The sequence below is a fragment of the Amycolatopsis dongchuanensis genome, from assembly GCF_039542405.1.
In the GTDB taxonomy this organism is placed as follows: Bacteria; Actinomycetota; Actinomycetes; order Mycobacteriales; family Pseudonocardiaceae; genus Amycolatopsis_E; species Amycolatopsis_E sacchari.
In genome coordinates, this window is the sequence record NZ_BAABIB010000108.1 from 36,899 (window position 1) to 57,462 (window position 20,564).

The following is a 20,564-nucleotide window of genomic DNA, read 5'->3' on the forward strand; positions in this document are numbered from 1 at the left end:
CAGTCGCGTTCGGTCTGCCGACGGGGCGCATGTCGCTGGTGGTGTAGCTGCGATCGCATTGGCGGCGCAGCAGGTCCAGCGGTGCGAGGAGGGTGCTCACGAGTCAGTCCTTCCGGTCGCGTTCGGTCTGGCCGGCGGGGCGCAGGTCCCTGGTGGTGTAGCTGGGGCGATCGCACAGGTGGCGCAGCAGGTCCTGGCGGGTGAGGAGGGGTGGCCACGGCTCAGTCCTTCCGGTCGTGTTCGGCCTGGCCGATCGGGCACAGGTCGCCGGTGGCACAGCAGGTCCAGCGGTGCGAGCCGTGTGCTCACGATTCAGCCGTTCCGGTCGCGTTCGGCCTGGCCGACCGGGCACACGTCGCCCGTCGTGCAGCTGCCGCGATCGCACAGGCGGCACAGCAGGTCCGCGCTGCCGATGTGCTCGTAGAGCCGTGTGAGGAGCTTGCCGAGCAACCCCGCCAGCGCCCGTTGCTCGGCCGGTTCGAGGGCGTCCAGCACCTCCCCGAGACCGCTGCCGCGCGTGGCCAGCAGCCGGTGCGCCGTCGCGGACCCGGTTCTCGTCAGGTGCACGGCGACCTCCCGGCCCTGGCCCGCGCGCCGCTCCAGCAAACCCGCCGCCTGCAGGGAAACCACCATCCGCGCCGCCGCGGACTGGCTGAGCCCCACCCGCCTGCCGAGTTCGGTCACGCTCAGCCCCGGCGCCGTCGCCAGCACCACGAGCGCCGCCGCGCCGCTCGCGCTCACCCCCGCCTCGCGCTGGGCCGCCGCGAGCACGACGTCGGACACCGCCAGTGCGGTCGCCCCGAGGAGGTTCGCCGTCCGCGATTCATGCATGAGTCATGCATAACAGCCCTGCCGGGTGGGCGCAAACCGGGAGCGCGGAGTTGGATGGCGGTATGAAGGCGATCAGTTACCGCGAGACCGGCGACCCGGAAGTCCTCCGCCTGACCGAGCGGCCCGTGCCCGAGCCGGGGCCGGGGGAAGTGCGCGTCCAGGTGAAGGTGTCCGGCGTCAACCCGACCGACTGGAAGAACCGCCGCGGCTCCCGTCCCGGGGAATCCCTGCCGTTCCCCGAGGTGGTGCCGAACCAGGACGGCGCCGGGATCGTGGACGCCGTCGGGCCGGACGTGACCGGGCTCGAGGCCGGGCAGCGGGTCTGGCTGTGGGAGGCCGCGTGGCAGCGCGCCGACGGCACGGCGCAGGAGTACGTCGTGCTGCCCGCCCGGCAGGCCGTGCCGCTGCCGGACTCCGCGTCGTTCGACCTCGGCGCCTCACTCGGCATCCCGGCGCTGACCGCCCACCGCGCGCTGACGGTCGGCGAGAGCGGACCGGACCGGCTGAGCCCCGGCGCGCTCACCGGGCGGTCGGTGCTCGTCGCGGGCGGGGCCGGAGCGGTCGGGCATGCGGCGATCGAGCTGGCGAGGTGGGCCGGGGCGCGGGTGATCACCACCGTCAGCAGCCCCGAAAAGGCGCGGCTGGCCTCCGCGGCCGGGGCCCATCACGTGGTGGACTACCGCACGGAGAACGCGGCCGAAGCGATCCGCGAACTGGTCCCGGACGGCGTCGACCTGGTGGTCGAGGTGGCACCGGGGCCGAACGCGGCGCTGAACCAGGCCGTCCTCGCCCCGAACGGCACCATCGCGGTGTACGCGAACAACGGCGGCGAGGAGCTGACGCTGACCATCCGCCCGCACATGGTGACGAACGCGCGCTACCAGTTCGTTTTGGTGTACACCGTGCCGTCGCAGGCGAAGGACCACGCGGTCGCGGACGTGAGCGCCGCCGTGGCGGACGGGGCGCTCCGCGTCGGCGAGGACGCGGGGCTGCCGCTGCACCGCTTCCCGCTGGCAAGCACCGCCGACGCCCACGCGGCCGTCGAGAAGGCGGTGGTGGGCAAGGTGCTCATCGACGTCGCCTGATCAGCGTGCGAGCACGACCCGGCCGCGGAACGCACCCCGCTCGTGCACGAGAGGCATGGACGTACACGCTGCTCGCCCGGACCCCGCGGGCCGGGTCACCGTTGCCGGGGGTGGCGGTGCTGACGACGATCCCGTTGTCCCGCACGAGTTCCGTCAGCGCGGCCAGCTCGGAATCGCTCGTGCGCACGAGGTTGACCAGTACGTCGACCGGTTCGATCCCGGCTTCCGTGAGCGGGGTCGCGGTGTAGTCCACGACCTCGTGCGCGCCGAGCGACCGCACCGCGCCCGCGCTGCGCGGGGAGGCCGTGGCGATCACCGTGGCGCCCGCCCGGACGGCGAACTCGATGGTGTATCCGCCCCCGGCGCCGTTGCTCAGAACCCGTTACCCTGACTGGACTTGGGCATGTTCGAACAGGGTCTGACACGTCGATCCCCGGGATGGCGGGGAGCTCGACGGGGAACGCGTCACGCAGGAAACCGGCGCGGATGACGCCGTCGACGGGGTTGAACGCGGTGCCCGCGACGCGCACGAGGACTTCTCCCGCACCAGGGCGCGGCCGCTCGACCTCGGCCTCGTGCAGGACGTCCGGACCGTACCAGCTTCGAGTTCGAAGCAAGTAGACTGCGGAGGTGGCCGAACCCCTCGAATCCGGACAACTCGCCGCCTACTTCGCCCTGACGGAGGTCGGCAGCCTGCTCCAGCACGCCGTCGAGGGGCAGCTGCGTGACTCCGGCGGCATCACGTACGTGCAGTTCCAGATCCTGATGCGGCTGTGGGAGGCGAACGGGCCGCTGCGGATGACCGACCTCGCGGACGGGATCGTGTACAGCCGCAGCGGCCTGACCTACCAGGCGGCCCAGCTGGAGAAGGCCGGGCTCGTCACGCGCGCCCCGTCACCCGACGACGAGCGCAGCACGGTCGTGGAGCTCACCGGCGAGGGCAGGGCGCTGGTGGGGCGGGTGCTGCCGGGGCACGTGGAGGTCGTGCGGCAGCTGCTGTTCACCCCGCTCGACGACGGGGACGTGCGCACGCTGGGCGCGGTCCTCGGCCGGGTCCGCGACCACATGCGGGCCGCCCCGCCGCGTTCCGCCCGCAGCCGCCGCAAGCGGAGCTGACCCGATCAGCGGGAACAGGTGGCCCCGGCGAGGATCACCACGGAGTGCTGCCGGTCCTGGCGCCCGCCGTCCGTCATGACGTAGCTCTGGACGTCGACACGCCACCCCGCGGCCACCGCCTCGTCGGCGCCGACCAGTTCACCGGGCCCGGCAGCCTCGAAGCACGGGTCCACAGTGGACCCCGGCGGCGGGGTGGAGTCGTCGAACTGGCCCACTTCCCGGTTCACGCCGACGAATCAGGACGTACCGCTGGACAGCGGGCCCTGGCGCGGCCTGGCTGGACCGAGATTCACGCCTCAGACGAGGAACCGGAACACCGGATCGCCGGGTGCGAGCTTCTCCGCGGAGATCGGGGAGGCAGCCAGCCGCGCGAGCAGCGGCGACAGGTCGGCGGGCGAACCCAGTTCGATGCCGACGAGTGCGGGCCCGAACTCGCGGTTGGTGCGCTTGACGTACTCGAACAACGTGATGTCGTCGTCCGGGCCGAGCACCTCGTCGAGGAACCGCCGCAGTGCACCGGGTTCCTGCGGGAACTCGACCAGGAAGTAGTGCTTCACCCCGCGCGAGACCAGCGCGCGTTCCATCACCTCGGCGTACCGGCTCACATCGTGGTTGCCGCCCGACACGACGGCGACGACGGTTTCACCAGGCGCCACAACACCTCCGGTGCGCAACACGGCCGGGGCGAGCGCTCCCGCGGGCTCGGCGATCACACCGTCCACATCGAACAGATCGAGCATTTCCTCGCACAGCACACCGGGATCGACCTCACGCAGCGCCACCGGGTGCTCCTCGAGCACCCCGTATGTGTGCGTGCCGACCTTGCGCACCGCCGCACCGTCGACGAACCCGTCCAGCTCCGCCAGCTCCACCGGACGGCCGGCGGCCACCGCGGCGGCCATGCTCGCCGCGCCCGCGGGCTCGACCCCGATCACGCGCGTCGACGGGTGGTGCTTCGCCAGCCACGCCGTCATCCCCGCGATCAGCCCGCCGCCGCCGACCGGCACGAGCACCACGTCCGGGGCGTGCCCGAGCTGCTCGACGATCTCCCTCGCGACGGTGCCCTGCCCCGCGATGATGTCCGGGTGGTCGAACGCGGGCACCATCAGCGCCCCGGTCCGCTCGGCCTGCTCGGTCGCGGCGGCGAAGGCGGCGTCGTAGGTGTCACCGCCGACGATGGTCTCGACCCGGTCGCCGCCGAGCAACGCGATCCGTGCCCGTTTCTGCCGGGGTGTGGTGCGGGGCAGGAAGATCCGCGCACGCAGGTCCAGCGCGCGGCACGCGAACGCGACGCCCTGCGCGTGGTTGCCCGCGCTGGCGCAGACCACCGGCCGGTCCCGCTGGTCGTCGTCGAGCTGCGCGAGCAGGTTGTAGGCGCCACGCAGCTTGTACGAGCGGACGACCTGCAGGTCCTCGCGCTTGAGCCACACCCGGGCCCCGGTGGCGGCGGACGCCCGTTCGTGGGGTTGCAGCGGCGTCCGCGCCACGACCCCGTGCAGCCGCTCGTACGCCGCGTCCACCGCTGCGGCCTCGACCCTCATCCCCGCTCCTCACGTCGACCTCCGCCAGGGTAGTGACGGGGGCGCGGCGCGCCCGGTGTGGGGATGGCCACGAGCGGGAAGGCGCGTCCGGGGGCACGACGTTGACGGGCCTGTGAGCCACCTGTTCGAGCCTTACCGCGTCCGCGACCTGACCGTGCCCAACCGCGTGTGGGTCTCGCCGATGTGCCAGTACTCGGCGACCGACGGCGTGCCCGGCGACTGGCACCTGGTGCACCTCGGCCAGTTCGCCGCCGGGGGTGCCGGGCTGGTCATGACCGAGGCGACGGCCGTCAGCGCGATCGGCCGGATCAGCCCGCAGGACACCGGCATCTACACCGGCGAGCAGGTCGCCGCGTGGCGCCGCATCACGAGGTTCCTGCACGAACAGGGCGCGGTGACCGCCATGCAGCTCGCCCACGCCGGGCGCAAGGGGTCCAGCCGCAGGCCGTGGGAGGGCACCGGGAGCGTGCCGCCCGAGGAGGGTGGCTGGACCGCCGTCGGCCCTGCCGGGGAGGCGTTCGGGAACTACGCCGCGCCGCGGCCGCTGACGACCGAGGAGGTCGCCCAGCTGCCCGCCGAGTTCGCGGCAGGGGCCCGGCGTGCGCTCGAAGCCGGGTTCGACGTGCTGGAGCTGCATTTCGCGCACGGCTACCTCGTGCACCAGTTCCTCTCGCCGCTGTCCAACACGCGCACCGACCGCTACGGCGGCGACTTCGACGGCCGGGTGCGGCTCGCGCTGGAGGTCGCCGAGGCCGTGCGCGCCGAGGTCGGCGAGGCCGTGCCGCTGTTCGCCCGCCTGTCGGCGACCGACTGGGTCGACGGCGGCTGGACGGTCGAGGAGTCGGTGCTGCTGGCGAAGCTGCTGCGGGAACGCGGCGTGGACCTGCTCGACGTCTCGACCGGCGGCAACCACCCGAGCCCGGCCATCCCGGTCGGCCCCGGCTACCAGGTGCCGTTCGCCGACCGGATCCGCGCGGAGACCGGCATCCCCGCCGCGGCCGTCGGCATGATCACCGAGCCCGCGCAGGCGGAGCAGATCGTGGCCTCCGGCGCGGCCGACGCGGTGTTCCTCGGCCGCGCCCTGCTGCGGGACCCGCACTGGCCCCTGCGTGCGGCGCACGAGCTCGGCGCGGAGGTGCGCTGGCCCGACCAGTACGCCCGCGCGAAGGCCTGGCACTGAACCGGGTGCGACGAGTCCGGCCGCACCCGGCAGGCCACGTGGTCAGCTGACGGCGCGCGCCAGCCGCTCACCGATCTCCCGGGTGCCACCGGGGCGTTCCGGGTCGCGGGAGGCGAGGTCCGCGCGGACGGCCGCCTCGATGCGCTGCGCCGCCTGCTGCTCGCCCAGGTGCTCCAGCATGAGCGCGACCGACAGCACCGCCGCCGTGGGGTCGGCCTTGTCCTGCCCCGCGATGTCCGGCGCCGAGCCGTGCACCGGCTCGAACATCGACGGCGTCAGCCGCTCCGGGTTGACGTTCGCGCTCGCGGCGAGGCCGATGCCGCCGCAGATGGCGCCCGCCAGGTCGGTCACGATGTCGCCGAAGAGGTTGTCCGTGACGATGACGTCGTAGCGCTCGGGGTGCGTCACCAGGTGGATCATCACCGCGTCGACGTGGTGGTAGTCCACCGTGACGTCGGGGAACTCCGCCGCCACCGCGTCGACCGTGCGCTGCCACAGACCGCCGGCGTGCTTGAGCACGTTCGTCTTGTGCACCAGCGTCACGCGCTTGCGCTCCCGGCTCTGCGCCCGCGCGAACGCCGCCCGCACCACGCGCTCCACCCCGAACGCGGTGTTGACGCTGACCTCCGTCGCCACCTCGTGCGGCGTGCCGCGGCGCAGCACGCCGCCGTTGCCGGTGTAGGGCCCTTCGGTCCCTTCCCGGTACACCACGAAATCGATTTCCTGGTCCCCGCTCAGCGGCGTCCGCACGCCGGGGTACAGCTTGGCCGGGCGGAGGTTGACGTAGTGGTCGAGCTCGAACCGCAGGCGCAGCAACAGATCGCGCTCCAGCACGCCCGGCGGTACGGACGGGTCGCCGATCGCGCCGAGTAGGATCGCGTCGTGGCCGCGGATCTCGTGCAGCACCGAATCGGGCAGGATCTCGCCCGTCCGCCGGTACCGCGCGGCGCCCAGGTCGTATTCGACCTTCTCCACACCGGGCAGGACGGCGTCCAGCACGCGCAGCGCCTCCGCCGTCACCTCGACACCGATACCGTCACCGGGAATCACACCGAGTTTCATGGCGCCACCCTAGGTTCCCCTTCCCATGATGCGATACAGGGGTCTCAGATCCCGGACTTGATCACCTCGAGCGCGCGGTTCCGCTCCTCAGGGGAATCGGGCACCGACAGGATCAGATCAGTTGTGCCCGCGTCCCGGTACCGCCGAATTCCCCGCAGTACCACCGATTCGTCCCCTACGAGCAGCGAATCGGCGGGGCCGGACAACCCGCCGCGGTCGAGCATCGCGCGGTAGGCGGGCAGTTCCCCCGCCATCCCGAACTTCCGCGCGACGCGCTCCCGCACGGCGTCGGGGTCCGACGTCACCGACACCATCGCCATCACGAGCACGCGCGCGCCGTCGCCCAGCCTCGGCACGAAGTAACTTTCGACGGTTTCCGGCCGGGTCCACGCCGCGATCGTGCCGTCGGCGAGGTCCCGCGCCACTTCGAGCATCCGCGGGCCCATCGCGGCCAGCAGCACCGAAGGCGGCTTCGCCCGCACCGTGATCTGCGTGTCCACGGTGAAGAACTCGCCCGAGAACCGCACGTGCTCACCGCGTAGCAGCGGGTGCAGCACCTCCAGGTACTCGCGGGTGTGCCGGGCCGGCGCGACGTAGGGCAGGCCGAGCCAGCCCGTGGTCACCAGCTCGTGCCCCGGTCCGACGCCGAGCGTGAGCCTGCCGCCGGTGAGCTCCTGCACGGTCAGCGCCTGCGTCGCCAGCATGACCGGGTGGTGCGGGTAGGTGGGCACGACGGCGGTGCCGACCTCCGAACCGCCGGGCAACGCGGGCAGCACGGTCAGCGGGTCCCAGCCGCCCGGCTGGGGGTTGGTCCACAGGCTGTCGGTGCCGAGGTCGAGTGCCGCCGCGGCGTCGGCGCGCAGCTGCTCGGCGGAGACGTCGCCGGACGCGATGAGGTGGGTTCCGATGCGCATGCCGCCAGTGCACTACCGGCCGGAGGTGCCGAGCCAGACCGGAAGTCCCCGGGCAGCGATCAGCTATCGTGATCGTCGCAGGCGGGGGAGGTCGGAGATGGAACTGCGGGCCCTGCGGTACTTCGTGACGGTCGCCGAGGAGCTGCACTTCGGGCGCGCGGCGGAGCGGTTGCACATCGTCCAGCCCGCGGTCAGCCAGCAGGTCGCGCGGCTGGAGCGGGAGCTGGGGGTGCGGCTGCTGAACCGGTCGTCCCGCACGGTGCGGCTCACCGACGCCGGGGAGCGCGTGCTCGAAGCCGCGCGTGAGGCGCTGCTCGCGGTCGAACGGGTGCGTGGCGCGGCGGTGGCTTCGAAGACCCTGCGGATCGGCACCGCGCCCGGGCTCGGCGCGCGGCTCGAACGCGGCGTGGAGGCCCTGCGGGCGTACCGTCCGGAGCTCGACGTGGTGCTGGTCGACCTGCCGGTCGCCGAGCGGGTCCAGGCGCTGCGCCGGGGGGAGCTGGACCTCGCGCTGTCCCGGGGAATGTTGTGCGGCCACGGAATCCGCGTGATCCCCGCGTGGTCTGAACCATTGCGGGTGGTGGTGTCCGCGCGGCATCCCCTGGCCGGGCGGGAAGCCGTGTCGCTGGCCGACTTCGCCGAGTTCGCGCTCCGCCTCCCGCCCCGGCAGGCGGACCCAGCGTTGCACGAAGCGGTCGTCGAGGCGTTGCGCGACGGCGGTTTCTCGCCGCGAGTGGGCCGTCCGGCCGGTACGGTGCAGGACATGCTGGTGGAGGTCGGCCTGGATCCCGGCAGCTGGGCGCTGCTGCCGGACGACCAGCTCGCGGGCGTCGTGTCGGACCGGATCAGGGTGCTCTCGCCCGAGCCGCCACTGGCCGTCACCGGCAGCATCCTCGCGCGTGACGACGACCTCACCGAATCGTGCGGCGAGACGGTCGCCGCCGCGTTCCGCTGACGTCCGGTGTGGACGGGAACGTGAAGGAGTTTTGTCGACATGGTGGGAAATTGCCGCCCAGGTGAGTGAAAACGGCGGCGATTGTCCTTCCCGGGACGCGTGCTCGTGCGCGGCGGCAGCGGGAAAACCGCAGTTTCCCGCACCCGTTACCGCGTTGCGGTGAACGCGTTGCGCTGGCTGGAGCAATCACCCGGTCGCGGAGCGCATTCGTTGGCACTGCGCAGTTTTGGAGGTTTGGTCCAACATCGAACCGGGTATCGCTGGGGGCGTCCCCATCGGAAACAGGACCGGAATCGGCCGGGGCGGAAAGCTCCGGCCGGTCCTCCTCCAGAAAGAGTGACCCATGATCGTTCTCGGTGTCATCCTGCTCATCGTCGGTCTGCTGACCGGGATCTCCATCCTCTGGACGATCGGCATCGTCCTCCTGGTCATCGGTGCGGTGCTCGCCATCCTCGGCGGCACGGGCCGCAAGGTCGGTGGCCGCGCGCACTGGTTCTGAGCCGCGGTGTGAAGGTGCCGGTCCCCGGGGGCAGGGGGCCGGCACCTTCGCGTGCGCGGGGGCGGCCACAGTGGACGGTCGCACAAGACTGGCCGAAAGGTGGAGGCGCGACGGCCGCGCCTTCGCCAGAATCGAGGCATGAGCGCGAAGGCGTGGTGGCCGCAGTGGGCAGGCCGGCGAGGGCCGGTGCTGGCCGAGGTCGCCGCGCTCGTCGCGTTCGTCGTGGTGGACGCCGTGTTCGCCGTGCGTGCCGCGCCGGCCACGGGGCCGCTCGCCGTGCCGGCGGGCGAGTTCGTGCCGGGGCTCGGGCCGGCGGCGGGCGTGCTGGCGGTGCTGCGGAGGCGGTTCCCCGGGCGCATCGCGTCGCTGACCGCGGGCGTGCTGGGGTTGTCCGTGCTCGGCACGGCGCTGAGCGCGGCGGCGACGGCGGCGGGGCAGGGCCTGTCCCCGCAGCCGGACACGGCCGAGACGCTGGCGGTGGTCCTGCTCGTGGGGGCGTGCTGCCACCGCCTGCCGCCGCGGTGGGCGGCCGCCTTCGCCGTGGCCGGCGGCCTGGTGGTGACGCTCGCGCCGGTGTTCCGGTTCGGGCTGTGGTCGACGGCGGCGCTGCTGGCGGTGCCCGCGGCGCTGGCGTGGGGGGCGGCGCTGGCGACCGGGCTCGTGCTGCGGGACGCGGACGCGCGGCGCCGCGGGGCGATCGGCGAGGTGCGGGCGGGGGAGCGGCTGCGGCTGGCCCGCGAGCTGCACGACCTCGTGGCGTTCCACATCACCGGCGTCGTCGTGCGGGTGCAGGCGGCCCGTCGCGTCGCGGAGCGGCAGGGACAGGACGCGGCGGCGCTGGCGCAGGTCGAGGAGGCGGGCGTGGAGGCGCTCGCGGCGATGCGCAGGCTGGTCGGCATGCTGCGCACGGAGGAGGCTGAGCTGTTCCGCCCGCCGGAGACGGTGCTGGCGGCGATCGACCAGGCCGTGCCCGGTGACGGCACGGTGGCGCTGCGTGTCGACGAGGACGTGGGGCGCGTGTCGGCCACGCCGGAGGTCGTGACGACCGCGCACCGGCTGCTCACCGAGGCCCTCACCAACGTCCGCCGCCACGCGCCGGGGGCGACCGAGGTGACGGTGACGGCCGAGGCCGAGGGGAACTGGCTGGTGCTGCGGGTGGACAACGACGGAGTCAAGGGGGCAACGAGGAGGGCCGGAGGGTACGGGTTGGTCGGAATGACCGAACGGGTTGCTGCGGTCGGCGGTACCGTGCAGGCGGGCGTGGCGGAAGGCCATCGCTGGCAGGTCGCGGCGCGGCTCCCGGTGCGTGTCGCGGCGGGGTGAGGTCGGAGGTGGGGGTTTGCCCCTGCGGGTACTGATCGCCGACGATCAGGCAATGGTCCGGACCGGTTTCCGGCTCATCGTGGAGGGCGAGCCCGACCTGCAGGTGGTCGGCGAAGCGGCCGACGGCAGGCAGGCCGTGCAGCTGGCCCGGCGGTTGCGGCCGGACGTGGTGCTGATGGACATCGCCATGCCGGGGATCGACGGCCTCCAGGCCACGCGCCTGCTCGCCGGTCCCGAGGTGCCCGACCCGCTGCACGTCGTGATGGTGACGACGTTCGGTCTGGACGAGAACGTGCACGCGGCGCTGCGTGCCGGCGCGGTCGGGTTCCTGCTGAAGGACGCCGGCCCCGCACTCCTGATCGAGGCCATCCACGCCGCCGCCCACGGCGAGTCACTCGTCTCGCCGTCGATCACCACGCGGCTGCTGGCGCACTTCAGCGAGCCCGCGCCCCCGGAGCACCGCAAGCCGGAAACCCCGCTGACGCAACGGGAACTGGACGTCGTCAAAGCCGTCGCCCGAGGCAAGACGAACGCCGAAATCTGCGACGCACTGGTGGTCTCCCTGTCGACGGTCAAAACCCACCTCGCCGCGGCCCAGCGCAAGCTACGAGCCCGCAACCGCACGGAAATCGCGATCTGGGCCTGGGAAACACATCTGGTGCGGTAGGCGGATTTCCTTGTGGGGGTTGGGTTTTTGTGGGGTGTCGGGGGCCGGTGTTGATGCCGGTTCGTCGTCTCCCTGGTCGGCCGCTTCGCTGCGCCTCGCCTAGCCTCGTGAGGCTGCCGGGATCGGCGGAGCCCAGGGATGCCTCGCTGGCTCGGCCGGGCCTCGTGAGATTTGCCGGGATCGGCGGAGCCCAGGGGCGCCTCGCTCGCTCGGCCGGGCCTTCCGCGGATCGGACAGCCCCACCTCACCGGCCAGCTTCGCCTGCACGACCGCGTGACTTCGCCGAGCTTCACGTCCCGATCCACCGCCCAGCCACACCTGCTCCACCCAGCCTCCCGAGAAGCAACCTGGCCGTGCAAACCGCTGCCGCTCGACCAAGCCCGCTACCCGAGTCACCCGCCAATTCGCCCAGCCAGGCCCATCCCCAGCCGACGAGCCCACCCTGCCGAGCCACCACACCTCGCTGAGCCGACAGCCCCACCCAAAACGCTCCCAGCCACCCACCCCACCCTCCAAAACCCCTACTTCACCCGAACCACGACCGTCCCCGCCACGAGATCCCCCAGCCGCTGCCGTCGTGGGGTGACCAACATCAGCACGATGCCGACCAGCCCCCACGCGAAACCGTCCACCATGAGCAGGAACTCGCGCGTCAGGTAGGCCCGCAGCCTCGGCGGCTCACCGGTCACCGTCTCGATCCGCAGCCCCAGCAGGCGCATCACCGGGGTCTGGCCGCCGTGCCGCAGCGGCCACCACGTGTTCAGCAGCCACAGCGCCACCTCGGCCAGCGCCCAGTAGCCCACGAACACCCCGATCAAGAAACCCTTCGTCGCGGGGCCGATCGACGTGAACCCGAAGATCCCGAACACCGCGGGCACGAACAGGGCGAACAGCACGAGCCCGCGGTCGAGGACGGCCTGCACGAACCGCAGCCCGACGACACCGACCGGAACACGAGGAGCCGTCACGACGGGACACCCGGCGGAAGACGGGCAGCCGTTCCGACGGCAGCGCCGGGCGGCACACAGGGAACCATCCTGAAGGTGGCACGGGGCAGCACGATCGCAATACGGAGCGGAACGCGAGCAGCCGTCACGATGGCGGCGCCGGGCGGTATACGGGGAGCCATCCTGAAGGTGGCGCGGGGCAGGACGCGGGAAGCCGTCACGATCCGGCACCGGCCGGTGCGCAGGGGGCCGTCCCGATGGGAAATCGGGCGGTACACGGCAAGCGGTTCCGGGGAACGCGGGGCCCGCCCTGATGGCGGCGCCGAGCAAGACGCAGGCCAATAGCCGGACAGCCGTCCCGATGGCGGCATCGGGCAACACGCGCGGCCTCTCTCGGTGGCGACAACCGCCGGGACCCGACCGCCCGCCGCAACGGCGACACCGCCCGGGACCCGACCGCCCGCCGCAACGGCACCACGCGCCGGAACCGGGCCGCCCGCCGCAACGGCACCACGCGCCGGAACCGGGCCGCCCGCCGCAACGGCACCACGCGCCGGAACCGGGCCGCCCGCCGCAACGGCACCGCCCGGAACCCGACCACCCACCCCAACGGCACCACCCGCCGACACCCGGCCAACCGCCTCGATGACAACACCACGTGGAACGCTGGCAACCGTCATGATGCGGGAGATTCTGCCGATCCCACCCGCCACCCACCAAGCCGGGACCGCGAATCTCGTTCGGACGGCCGAGGCCGCGGCACCGAGTTCGTCCTCGCGGCCGACTTCTCCGGGGCGCCCCCGCTCCCAGACTGGTCGCTGCCACTTCGGGAGGAAGGAAATCGGTGCGCAGCTCGAAAATACTCGGACCGGGTGTGCTCGCGGTGAGCCTCGCGCTCGTCGTGAACGCGACACCCGCGCTCGCGGACACAACGGAAGATCCCTATCTGCACCAGCAAGTTACATGGGGCCCATGCCTGTTCGAACCCACCGACGGCGCGAAACCGGCCGAATGCGCCCAGATCACCGTGCCCCGTGACTGGGCGAGACCGGGCACCGGCGCGGACCTCCACGTCACCATCAGCCGGGTCCGCGCCACCGGCACCGCGGACCAGCGGCGCGGCGTCATCCTGCTCAACCCCGGCGGCCCCGGCGGCCAGGGCAGCCCGCTGGCCGGGGAGATCGCCGGGCTGCAACCCGCGCTCAACCAGGCCTACGACCTCATCGGCATGGACCCGCGCGGCACCGGCGAGGCCGGCGGCACCACCCCCGAGCAGAAGGGCTTCCGCTGCGCCATCCCGGAGGACCAGCTGCCGCCGCAGGACGCGCTGCTCGACGCCCGCGACCGCTCCCGCGACAGCATCCGCCTCCACCAGCAGACCGCCAAGGCCGTCGCGCAGGCCTGCCAGGCCGACCCGATCGCGCCCTACATCACGACCTGGCAGACGGCCCACGACATGGACCTCATCCGGGCCCTGCTGGGCGAGCAGAAGCTGAACTACCTCGGCTACTCCTACGGCACCTGGCTCGGCGCGAAGTACGCGTCGCTGTTCCCCGCACACGCCGGGAAAATGGTGCTGGACTCCAGCATGAACTGGCAGGGCAGGCTCCAGGCCGGCTTCGAGGCCTTCCCGGTGATCGACCAGCGCCAGTTCGACGACGTCTACCTGCCGTGGGTCGCCCGCCAGTTCCCCGAGCAGGTCGGCAGCACCGCGGCGGAGGCGAAGCAGACGTGGGAACAGGTTCGCGCGTACTACGCGACACAGGGCATGGCGCCGGACAACTACGACGGGATCTTCGTCGGCAACGGCAGCGAGATCCAATGGCTGCTGTCGGCAATCGTGTTCGTCGTCGGCGCTCAGGCCCTGCACGGCCAGCCGCAGGGCCTCACCTCGGTCCCGGCCGCCCTGCGCGCCCAGCTGGACGCGCGTTCCCAGGCGGCGTTCGACGTGCCCGCCGCTCAGCTGACCGCGGCGCGGGTCGTCGCGAAAGGACTGGGCACGGTTTCGACGAACGGCACCAGGATCGCCGTCGCGTGCGGGGACCAGGCGAACCACTCCGCCGCGTGGTACAAGGCGTTGTCGGACACGCAGGGCCCCCGGTACCCGCTGTTCGGCTGGGCCTACGGCCTGACCGAGCCGTGCGGGTTCTGGCACGGCCTGCCGGAGCACCCGCTGCCCACGCTGCCGCGTGAAGTCGCGCCGGACGTGCTGGTCGTGCAGGGCGAGTTCGACCCCCAGACCGGCTACGAGCAGGCCGCTTCGGCGGTGCGCGCGGCGCCAGGGGTGACGATGGTGTCCGTCGACGACTCGCCCTTCCACGGTCAGTACGCGGTCAGCGGGAACCCGTGCGTGGACGGGATGGTCAACGTGTTCCTGCTGAACAACTCCCGCCCCGGCAACAGCACCTGCCCTGGCGTCCCGCTGCTGGGCGAGGACGAGGTGTACCCGGTGGCGGGCCCGGTCCGGTCCGGGCCGCACGCCGCGACGGCCGCGGCCGGGGTGCTCAGCACGCTGCAGCAGGCGGTCCAGGAGCTGATCAGCAGCGTCAACGCCGGACGCTGAGGCGAGGAGGACCCGGTGGCCGCCCGGTGCGGTCACCGGGTCCCGTCGTGAACCGGAAGCGGCCGCACGTCGTGTAGCAGTGCGACACCGGCCGCTACGGAAGGATCCGCGTTGTGTCCCTGCTGACGCGCACGCCCGAGCCCACCACGGAACCGTCCACGGCGCGCCGGGTGACCAGAGTCGTGCTCACGGTGCTGGCCTGCCTGCTCGTGTTGTTCGCGCTGATCGTGCCGGACCGGCTGGACCGGTTCTCGCTGTGGGCGTTCCTGCGCCTCCCCGGTGAGGCGATCGCGGGCGTGGCGCTCGTGCTGGTGCTGCCCCCGCGGGCCCGCCGCGTCGTCGCGGCCGTGCTCGGCGCCGGGCTCGGCCTCGTGCTACTGGTGAAGCTGCTCAACCTCGGCTTCTTCGTGGCGTTCGACCGGCCGTTCAACCTCGTCTTCGACTGGGGTTTCCTGCCGCCCGCGCTCGAACTGGCCACCGGCGACGCCGGGCGGCTCGGGGAACTGGCCGCGTTCGCCGGGGTGGGGCTGCTCGCCGTCGCCGTGGTCGCGTTGATGGCGCTCGCCGCGGTGCGGTTGGGCCGCATCACGGCCGGGCATCGCCGCACGGCGGGCCGGACCGCGGCGGTACTCGGACTGGTGTGGATCGTGTGCGCGGTGTTCGGGCTGCAGGTGGAGCAGGGCGAGCCGGTCGCGGCCCGCACCGCGGCTTCCCTGGCGTACCACGACGTGCGGCAGGTGAGCGTGGACCTGAAGGACCGGCACGCGTTCGCGCAGGAGGTCGCCGCGGACGCCTTTCGCGGCACGCCGCCGCAGCAGCTGCTGACCGGCCTGCGCGGGAAGGACGTGCTGTTCACCTTCGTGGAGAGCTACGGCCGGGTCGCGGTGCAGGACTCCGACATCGCCCCGGGTGTCAACGCCGTCCTCGACGCCGGGACCGACGCGCTGCGGGCGGCCGGGTTCGACTCGCGCAGCGCCTTCCTCACCTCCTCGACCACCGGCGGCGGCAGCTGGCTCGCGCACGCGACCCTGCAGTCCGGCACCTGGGTGAACAACCAGCAGCGGTACGACAACCTCGTCGACGGTGACCGGCTGACGCTGGCGTCCGCGTTCGGCCGCGCGGGGTGGCGCACGGTGGCCGACGTGCCGTCGAACATCCGCGACTGGACCGAGGCGAAGTTCTACGGCTACCAACAGGTCTACGACGCGCGCAACGTCGGCTACCGCGGCCCCGCCTTCTCCTACGCGACGATGCCCGACGAGTACACGATGGAGAAGTTCCAGCAGCTGGAGCTGGCGAAACCGGACCACCCGCCGCTGATGGCCGAGATCGACCTCGTGTCCAGCCACTGGCCGTGGGCGCCGCTGCCGAGGACGGTCGGCTGGCCCGCGGTGGGCGACGGTTCGGTGTACGGGCCGATGCCGTCGCAGGGCAAGCAGATCCCGGACGTGTGGTCGTCGCCGGAGAACGTGCGCGCCGCTTACGGGGATTCGATCCAGTACTCGCTGAACACGCTGATTTCGTGGGTCCGCACCTACGGCGACGACAACCTGGTGCTGGTCTTCCTCGGTGACCACCAGCCCAACACGTCGGTCACCGGCAGCGAGCAGGCCAGCCGGGACGTGCCGATCACGATCGTCGCGAAGGACCCCGCCGTGCTGAACCGGATCTCGGACTGGGGCTGGCAGCCGGGGCTGCGCCCGGACCGCACAGCCCCGGTCTGGCCGATGAGCGCCTTCCGCGACCGGTTCCTCTCCGCGTTCGGTGACCGGCTAGCCGCGCACTGAGTCCACATAGGACATCAGGGCGCGTAGCCGGTCGGCGGGCCAGGGGAGCGGCGCGGCCAGTTCGTCGCCGTGGTCCTGCCACAGCTGCCGCGCCGCGGTCTTGGTCTGCTCGGTTTCGTGGAACGGCGCCGCCAGCTCGTCCCACTGGCGCACCAGGTCGCGCACGTGCGGATCGTCGGCCGGGGTGCCCGCCTCGACGTCCCCCAGCAGCTCGCCGACCAGTTCCGCCCAGCGGGATTTGGCCTCTTCGATCCGCTCCGGGCCCAGCTCCGCCCTGCGGCGGGCGAGTTGTTCGCGCTGTGCCTCGGTGAAGTGGCTTTCGAACATCGACAGAACCTCCAGGAATCGTCCGGCGTCGAAGGGCGCGTCGTCGAGGCGGTCGAGCAGCCCGGCGACGTGCCCGGTGAGGTGGCGCAGGCGCTCGGCCTGCTCTTCCAGCGCACGCAGCTGGGCGGTCAGCAGGGGGCGCAGTGCCGACGCGTCGTCGGGCGCTGCGGCCAGCGCGGCCGCGATCTCCTCCAGCGACAGGCCGAGGGAGCGCAGTGTCCGCACCCGGTACAGCCGCCGCACGTCCTCGCGGGTGTACCGCCGGTGACCGGCCGCCGTGCGCTCACTCGCCGTCACCAGCCCGATCTCGTCGTAGTGGTGCAACGTCCGCACCGTCACCCCGGCGGCTCGCGCCAGTTCACCGACCGTCCAACTGTTTTCGTGCACAGGGCGACGCTAGAACCTCCCGTCGCGTGAGGAGCAAGCGTTGAGGTTATGACAGTTGTCATATACGCTGCCGCTCGTGCGGATCGGATTTCTCGGGCTCGGCCTGATGGGCGAGCCGATGGCGCTCAACCTGGCCGCGGCGGACGTGCCGCTCGTGGTGTGGAACCGCACGCCCGCGAAGGCGGAGGTGCTGCGGGCGGCGGGTGCCGAGGTGGCGAACACCCCGGCCGGGGTGTTCGAGCGCGCGGACGTCGTGCTCGTGATGCTCGCCGACGACACGGTGATGGACGCCGTGCTGGAGCGCGGCACTCCCGCCTTCCGTGCGTACGTCGCCGGGCACACAATCGTCCACATGGGAACGACTTCGCCCGCGTACTCGCGCGGGTTGGAGGCGGATGTGCTCGCCGCCGGAGGCCGTTACGTCGAAGCTCCCGTTTCCGGTTCACGCAAACCCGCGCAGGACGGGGAACTCGTTGCCATGCTGGCGGGTGAGGACGACGTGGTCGAGGCGGTACGCCCGCTGCTGGCCCCGATGTGCCGGGAAACCGTGCTGTGTGGCGCCGTGCCCGGTGCGCTGCTGACGAAACTGGCGGTGAACCTGTTCCTGATCACCATGGTCACCGGGCTCGCCGAGTCGCTGCATTTCGCGCGGCAGCACGGTCTCGACCTGGACCGGGTGCTGGCGGTGCTCGAAGCCGGGCCGATGGCGAGCGCCGTTTCGCGGCTCAAGGGCCGCAAGCTCGCGGGTGAGGATTTCTCGCCGCAGGCGTCGATCGCGAACGTGCTGGAGAACAACCGGCTCATCGCCGAGGCCGCCCGCGAGTCAGGGGTGGCCGCGCCGCTGCTGGACGTCTGCCACGAGCTGTACCGGGAGGCGCTCGAGCTGGGCCACGACCGCGACGACATGGCGGCCGTGGTGCGGGCGATCGAGGCGAGGACGGGCGAGCGCGCCGGAATTGTCGGTGGTCGCCGTTAGCCTGCGGGCATGTTGGATCATCTCGGTGTTCAGGCGGCCGACGTCGAAAAGTCGCTCGCGTTCTGCGTCCGTGTCTTCGCGCCCATCGGCATGCGGGAGGCCGTGCGCATCCCCGCCGGTGATGTGACGGTGGTCGGCCTCGCGGCCGGCGAAAGCCCGCCGGAGTTCTGGCTCAGCTCGGCCGGCCGCGAGGAGGCGCGCGAACTGCACGTCGCCTTCCGCGCGCCCGACCGCGCCGCCGTGGACGCGGTGCACGAGGCCGCGCTCGCGGAGGGGGTGGAGGTGCTGCACGCGCCCCGGGAGTGGCCCGAGTACCACCCGGGGTACTACGCCGTGTTCCTCCGTGACCCGGACGGGCACAACGTGGAGGCCGTGCACCACGGGTAGTTCACTCCCCGACGGTGATTTCCACCTGGTCGGGGTAGAAGGCGACGTGCGAGGCGATCGCTTCGACGGCGGGGTACGGCTGTTCGTACGTCCACACCGCGTCGGTGAGCTCCTCGGTTTCGCCGGTGTCCGGCCGTGTCACCACGAGGCTGTAGTAGCTCGCGTCGCCCTTGTACGGGCAGTACGTCTGCTTCGTGCTCGGGCGCAGCACGGCCGGATCGACGTCGGAAAGGGGGATGTAGCGCACCGCGGGGTACACCGACTCCTTCAGCGTCAGTGCGGCCGTGGTGTCGGCGATGACCCGCCCGCCCGCGCGCACGACGACGCGTGCGGGTTCGGGCTCCACCGTGATCGGGTGCAGCTTGCCCGGAGTCTTGTGCGGACGGTTCATCGGTTACCCCTTCAGCGGACGGTGCGGATGAAGATGTGTGCGGCCATCTGAACTCCTCGTGACGGGACAGCGGGACAGCGCTCACGATGCCCGCTTTCGTCCCGTCCGGGATCGGTCTTGTGGTTCATCGGGCATCGGCCATCCGGCCGGTCTTGCCGCGGGGTTTCAGCCCGTCCAGGAACAGCCGCAGGTACAACCGGATGTGCTGTTCGTCCGCGACGGGACGCAGCGCGTACGCGGTGCCGACCAGCAGCCGCCGGATGTCGTCGGCGCTCACCCCGGCCCGCACCGCGCCCGCGGCCCGTGCCCGGGACAGCACCTGCCGCACGGCGGCGGCGAGCTGCGCCGCGAGCGGGGAAGCCTCACCGCACGCGGACTGCTCGGCGCCCGCGAGCACGGCGGCCACGCCGGGGTCGGCCAGCTGCCCGCGCAGCACGTACTCGGTGATGCGTTCGAACCCCGCGACCGGGTCGGGGTTTTCGGCGGCGGTGCGGCAGGCCGCGACGAGGCGGCGCATCCCGTTGACGCCCAGGGCTTCCAGCAGTGCCTGCTGGGTGGGGAAGTGGCGGTACACCGTGCCGACGCCGACACCCGCGAGGCGCGCCAGCTCCTTCATCGGCGGTGTTTCCCCGGTGGCCCGGAGCTGTTCGCGCGCCGCGGCCAGCACGAGGTCCCGGTTGCGGGCGGCGTCAGCACGCAGAGGCGAAGTCACACCGGGAAGTCTACCAATGCGGAATAGGTTCCAATCGGAACAAGTTCCGGTTGGCATGACTCCTTCCAGCAGCGAGCACACCATCGAAGTGGCGGGCCGGATCCGCACCTACACACTCGCCGGCCCGGCCGAGCCGCGCGCGCTCGTCCTCCTCTTCCACGGGTCGAACCAGACGGGTGCGGCGATGCGGCCGCACTTCGACCCGCTCATCGCGAGGGGCGCGCGCGTCGCGTCGCTCGACGGCTACCGCCGCAACTGGAACGACGCCCGCTCCGCCACGAACTTCCCCGCGCGGCGTGAGGGTTACGACGACGTGGCGTTCGCCGAAGCCGTGCTCGACGCGCACGGCACGGACCTGCCGGTGTTCGTGGTGGGGTACTCCGCCGGTGGCCAGCTCGTGATCCGCCTGCTGCACGAGATCCCCGGGCGGCTCGCGGGTGCGGCGATCTTTTCGGCGACCCAGCCCGTGCCGGAGGAGTTCGCGCCGGCGAAGAACTCCACCGTGCCGCGGCCGGTGCTCCTCGTGCACGGGACGAAGGACCGGCTCGTGCCCTACCACGGCGGAACGGCGAGCCTGTGGGGCTTCCGCCCACGTGGCCGCGGGCTGTCCGCACCCGAAACCGCCCGCTACTACGCCGAACGCAACGGGATCAGCGCCGCACCGAAGACTTCCGGTGACGGCCCGGTCGTGCGCACCGACTACCGCGAGGACGGCAAACCGCCGGTCACGCTGTACACGGTGGAAGGTGGCGGGCACGTGATCCCCGGTCCGGTGAAGATGGCCAGGGTCCTCGGCCGCGGCACGCGCGACCTCGTGGCGGCCGACGCTGTGGCGGAGTTCTTCGGAATTCCCCAGCCGGTCTGAGCGTGTCCTGGCGGGGGCAGCGCCGGGGTGCGTGTCAGACTCCCCGGCG

The 20,564-nt window shown here is 72.3% G+C and carries 22 protein-coding genes; 12 read left to right on the forward strand and 10 right to left on the reverse strand.

The features are described 5' to 3' along the window. Positions 1-312: 312 nt before the first annotated feature. The gene (locus ABFX51_RS28115; protein ID WP_346055446.1) at positions 313-831 is read right to left on the reverse strand and encodes a MarR family transcriptional regulator; all 519 of its coding nucleotides are present in this window, start codon (positions 829-831) and stop codon (positions 313-315) included. A 62-nt stretch (positions 832-893) separates the two neighbouring features. On the opposite strand from ABFX51_RS28115, the gene ABFX51_RS28120 reads away from it, so the two are divergent. After that, a complete protein-coding gene (locus tag ABFX51_RS28120; RefSeq protein WP_346055447.1) occupies positions 894-1,916 on the forward strand; it encodes an NADPH:quinone reductase in 1,023 nt (340 codons plus the stop codon). Here the strand turns inward: ABFX51_RS28120 and ABFX51_RS28125 are convergent. Continuing rightward, positions 1,900-2,232 carry a zinc-binding dehydrogenase gene (locus ABFX51_RS28125; RefSeq protein ID WP_346055449.1) on the reverse strand — a complete coding sequence of 111 codons (333 nt, stop codon included), beginning with the start codon at positions 2,230-2,232 and terminating at the stop codon, positions 1,900-1,902. The genes ABFX51_RS28120 and ABFX51_RS28125 overlap by 17 nt on opposite strands. A 314-nt stretch (positions 2,233-2,546) precedes the next feature. Between ABFX51_RS28125 and ABFX51_RS28130 the strand changes: the two genes are divergently transcribed. Beyond that, a complete protein-coding gene (locus ABFX51_RS28130) occupies positions 2,547-3,032 on the forward strand; it encodes a MarR family winged helix-turn-helix transcriptional regulator (protein WP_091505758.1) in 486 nt (161 codons plus the stop codon). Between the two features lie 5 nt (positions 3,033-3,037). Here the strand turns inward: ABFX51_RS28130 and ABFX51_RS28135 are convergent, their stop codons facing one another. Further along, positions 3,038-3,259 (reverse strand): hypothetical protein, encoded by a 222-nt coding sequence (locus ABFX51_RS28135; RefSeq protein WP_346055450.1) that lies wholly within the window; start codon positions 3,257-3,259, stop codon positions 3,038-3,040. Positions 3,260-3,328: 69 nt separating this feature from the next. Continuing rightward, complete coding sequence (ilvA, locus tag ABFX51_RS28140; RefSeq protein ID WP_346055451.1) at positions 3,329-4,573, reverse strand: threonine ammonia-lyase IlvA; 1,245 nt, start codon at positions 4,571-4,573, stop codon at positions 3,329-3,331. A gap of 112 nt (positions 4,574-4,685) precedes the next feature. Between ilvA and ABFX51_RS28145 the strand changes: the two genes are divergently transcribed. Beyond that, entirely contained in the window at positions 4,686-5,753 is a 1,068-nt protein-coding gene (locus ABFX51_RS28145; protein WP_346055452.1) for an NADH:flavin oxidoreductase/NADH oxidase, read from the forward strand. A 42-nt stretch (positions 5,754-5,795) separates the two neighbouring features. Here the strand turns inward: ABFX51_RS28145 and ABFX51_RS28150 are convergent, their stop codons facing one another. Both ABFX51_RS28150 and ABFX51_RS28155 read right to left on the reverse strand, forming a co-directional pair. After that, positions 5,796-6,815, reverse strand: coding sequence for a 3-isopropylmalate dehydrogenase (locus ABFX51_RS28150; protein ID WP_091505762.1), 1,020 nt, complete (start codon positions 6,813-6,815; stop codon positions 5,796-5,798). 44 nt (positions 6,816-6,859) lie between these two features. Beyond that, positions 6,860-7,729, reverse strand: coding sequence for a TIGR03564 family F420-dependent LLM class oxidoreductase (locus ABFX51_RS28155; protein ID WP_346055453.1), 870 nt, complete (start codon positions 7,727-7,729; stop codon positions 6,860-6,862). A 97-nt stretch (positions 7,730-7,826) separates the two neighbouring features. Between ABFX51_RS28155 and ABFX51_RS28160 the strand changes: the two genes are divergently transcribed. The 4 genes from ABFX51_RS28160 (at position 7,827) to ABFX51_RS28175 (ending at position 11,173) form a co-directional block, all read left to right on the forward strand. After that, the gene (locus tag ABFX51_RS28160; protein WP_346055454.1) at positions 7,827-8,684 is read left to right on the forward strand and encodes a LysR family transcriptional regulator; all 858 of its coding nucleotides are present in this window, start codon (positions 7,827-7,829) and stop codon (positions 8,682-8,684) included. Between the two features lie 343 nt (positions 8,685-9,027). Continuing rightward, the gene (locus ABFX51_RS28165) at positions 9,028-9,183 is read left to right on the forward strand and encodes a hypothetical protein (protein WP_091505768.1); all 156 of its coding nucleotides are present in this window, start codon (positions 9,028-9,030) and stop codon (positions 9,181-9,183) included. A gap of 138 nt (positions 9,184-9,321) precedes the next feature. Continuing rightward, complete coding sequence (locus tag ABFX51_RS28170; RefSeq protein WP_346055455.1) at positions 9,322-10,506, forward strand: sensor histidine kinase; 1,185 nt, start codon at positions 9,322-9,324, stop codon at positions 10,504-10,506. A 16-nt stretch (positions 10,507-10,522) separates the two neighbouring features. Beyond that, on the forward strand, positions 10,523-11,173 hold the full coding sequence (locus ABFX51_RS28175; RefSeq protein ID WP_091505771.1) for a response regulator: 651 nt from the start codon (positions 10,523-10,525) through the stop codon (positions 11,171-11,173). Positions 11,174-11,694: 521 nt separating this feature from the next. On the opposite strand, the gene ABFX51_RS28180 is transcribed toward ABFX51_RS28175, so the two are convergent. Then, entirely contained in the window at positions 11,695-12,141 is a 447-nt protein-coding gene (locus ABFX51_RS28180) for an RDD family protein (RefSeq protein WP_346055456.1), read from the reverse strand. An 823-nt stretch (positions 12,142-12,964) separates the two neighbouring features. Between ABFX51_RS28180 and ABFX51_RS28185 the strand changes: the two genes are divergently transcribed. Together ABFX51_RS28185 and ABFX51_RS28190 are read left to right on the forward strand one after the other, a co-directional pair. Beyond that, positions 12,965-14,683, forward strand: coding sequence for an alpha/beta hydrolase (locus tag ABFX51_RS28185; RefSeq protein WP_346055457.1), 1,719 nt, complete (start codon positions 12,965-12,967; stop codon positions 14,681-14,683). Between the two features lie 113 nt (positions 14,684-14,796). After that, complete coding sequence (locus ABFX51_RS28190; protein ID WP_346055458.1) at positions 14,797-16,470, forward strand: alkaline phosphatase family protein; 1,674 nt, start codon at positions 14,797-14,799, stop codon at positions 16,468-16,470. Here the strand turns inward: ABFX51_RS28190 and ABFX51_RS28195 are convergent. Further along, a complete protein-coding gene (locus tag ABFX51_RS28195; RefSeq protein ID WP_346055460.1) occupies positions 16,456-17,184 on the reverse strand; it encodes a MerR family transcriptional regulator in 729 nt (242 codons plus the stop codon). The genes ABFX51_RS28190 and ABFX51_RS28195 overlap by 15 nt on opposite strands. Before the next feature lie 76 nt (positions 17,185-17,260). Here ABFX51_RS28195 and ABFX51_RS28200 point away from each other — a divergent pair, with 76 nt between their 5' ends. Beyond that, positions 17,261-18,160: an NAD(P)-dependent oxidoreductase gene (locus tag ABFX51_RS28200; RefSeq protein WP_346055461.1), complete on the forward strand. Its 900-nt coding sequence runs from the start codon at positions 17,261-17,263 to the stop codon at positions 18,158-18,160. Between the two features lie 9 nt (positions 18,161-18,169). Continuing rightward, positions 18,170-18,547 carry a VOC family protein gene (locus ABFX51_RS28205; protein WP_346055462.1) on the forward strand — a complete coding sequence of 126 codons (378 nt, stop codon included), beginning with the start codon at positions 18,170-18,172 and terminating at the stop codon, positions 18,545-18,547. 1 nt (position 18,548) lies between these two features. Here the strand turns inward: ABFX51_RS28205 and ABFX51_RS28210 are convergent, their stop codons facing one another. Together ABFX51_RS28210 and ABFX51_RS28215 are read right to left on the reverse strand one after the other, a co-directional pair. Next, a complete protein-coding gene (locus ABFX51_RS28210) occupies positions 18,549-18,938 on the reverse strand; it encodes a DUF427 domain-containing protein (protein WP_091505778.1) in 390 nt (129 codons plus the stop codon). Between the two features lie 124 nt (positions 18,939-19,062). Next, positions 19,063-19,650 carry a TetR/AcrR family transcriptional regulator gene (locus ABFX51_RS28215; RefSeq protein ID WP_177228639.1) on the reverse strand — a complete coding sequence of 196 codons (588 nt, stop codon included), beginning with the start codon at positions 19,648-19,650 and terminating at the stop codon, positions 19,063-19,065. A gap of 55 nt (positions 19,651-19,705) precedes the next feature. On the opposite strand from ABFX51_RS28215, the gene ABFX51_RS28220 reads away from it, so the two are divergent. Beyond that, complete coding sequence (locus ABFX51_RS28220; RefSeq protein ID WP_091505782.1) at positions 19,706-20,515, forward strand: CE1 family esterase; 810 nt, start codon at positions 19,706-19,708, stop codon at positions 20,513-20,515. The last annotated feature ends 49 nt before the right edge of the window (positions 20,516-20,564 follow it).

Coding starts and splice junctions, on each gene's coding strand:
- ABFX51_RS28150 (WP_091505762.1), bottom strand. CDS start 6,815: ATGAAACTCGGTGTGATTCCCGGTGACGGTATCGGTGTCGAGGTGACG.
- ABFX51_RS28165 (WP_091505768.1), top strand. CDS start 9,028: ATGATCGTTCTCGGTGTCATCCTGCTCATCGTCGGTCTGCTGACCGGG.
- ABFX51_RS28210 (WP_091505778.1), bottom strand. CDS start 18,938: ATGAACCGTCCGCACAAGACTCCGGGCAAGCTGCACCCGATCACGGTG.
- ilvA (WP_346055451.1), bottom strand. CDS start 4,573: ATGAGGGTCGAGGCCGCAGCGGTGGACGCGGCGTACGAGCGGCTGCAC.
- ABFX51_RS28170 (WP_346055455.1), top strand. CDS start 9,322: ATGAGCGCGAAGGCGTGGTGGCCGCAGTGGGCAGGCCGGCGAGGGCCG.
- ABFX51_RS28160 (WP_346055454.1), top strand. CDS start 7,827: ATGGAACTGCGGGCCCTGCGGTACTTCGTGACGGTCGCCGAGGAGCTG.
- ABFX51_RS28220 (WP_091505782.1), top strand. CDS start 19,706: ATGACTCCTTCCAGCAGCGAGCACACCATCGAAGTGGCGGGCCGGATC.
- ABFX51_RS28155 (WP_346055453.1), bottom strand. CDS start 7,729: ATGCGCATCGGAACCCACCTCATCGCGTCCGGCGACGTCTCCGCCGAG.
- ABFX51_RS28205 (WP_346055462.1), top strand. CDS start 18,170: ATGTTGGATCATCTCGGTGTTCAGGCGGCCGACGTCGAAAAGTCGCTC.
- ABFX51_RS28115 (WP_346055446.1), bottom strand. CDS start 831: ATGCATGAATCGCGGACGGCGAACCTCCTCGGGGCGACCGCACTGGCG.
- ABFX51_RS28120 (WP_346055447.1), top strand. CDS start 894: ATGAAGGCGATCAGTTACCGCGAGACCGGCGACCCGGAAGTCCTCCGC.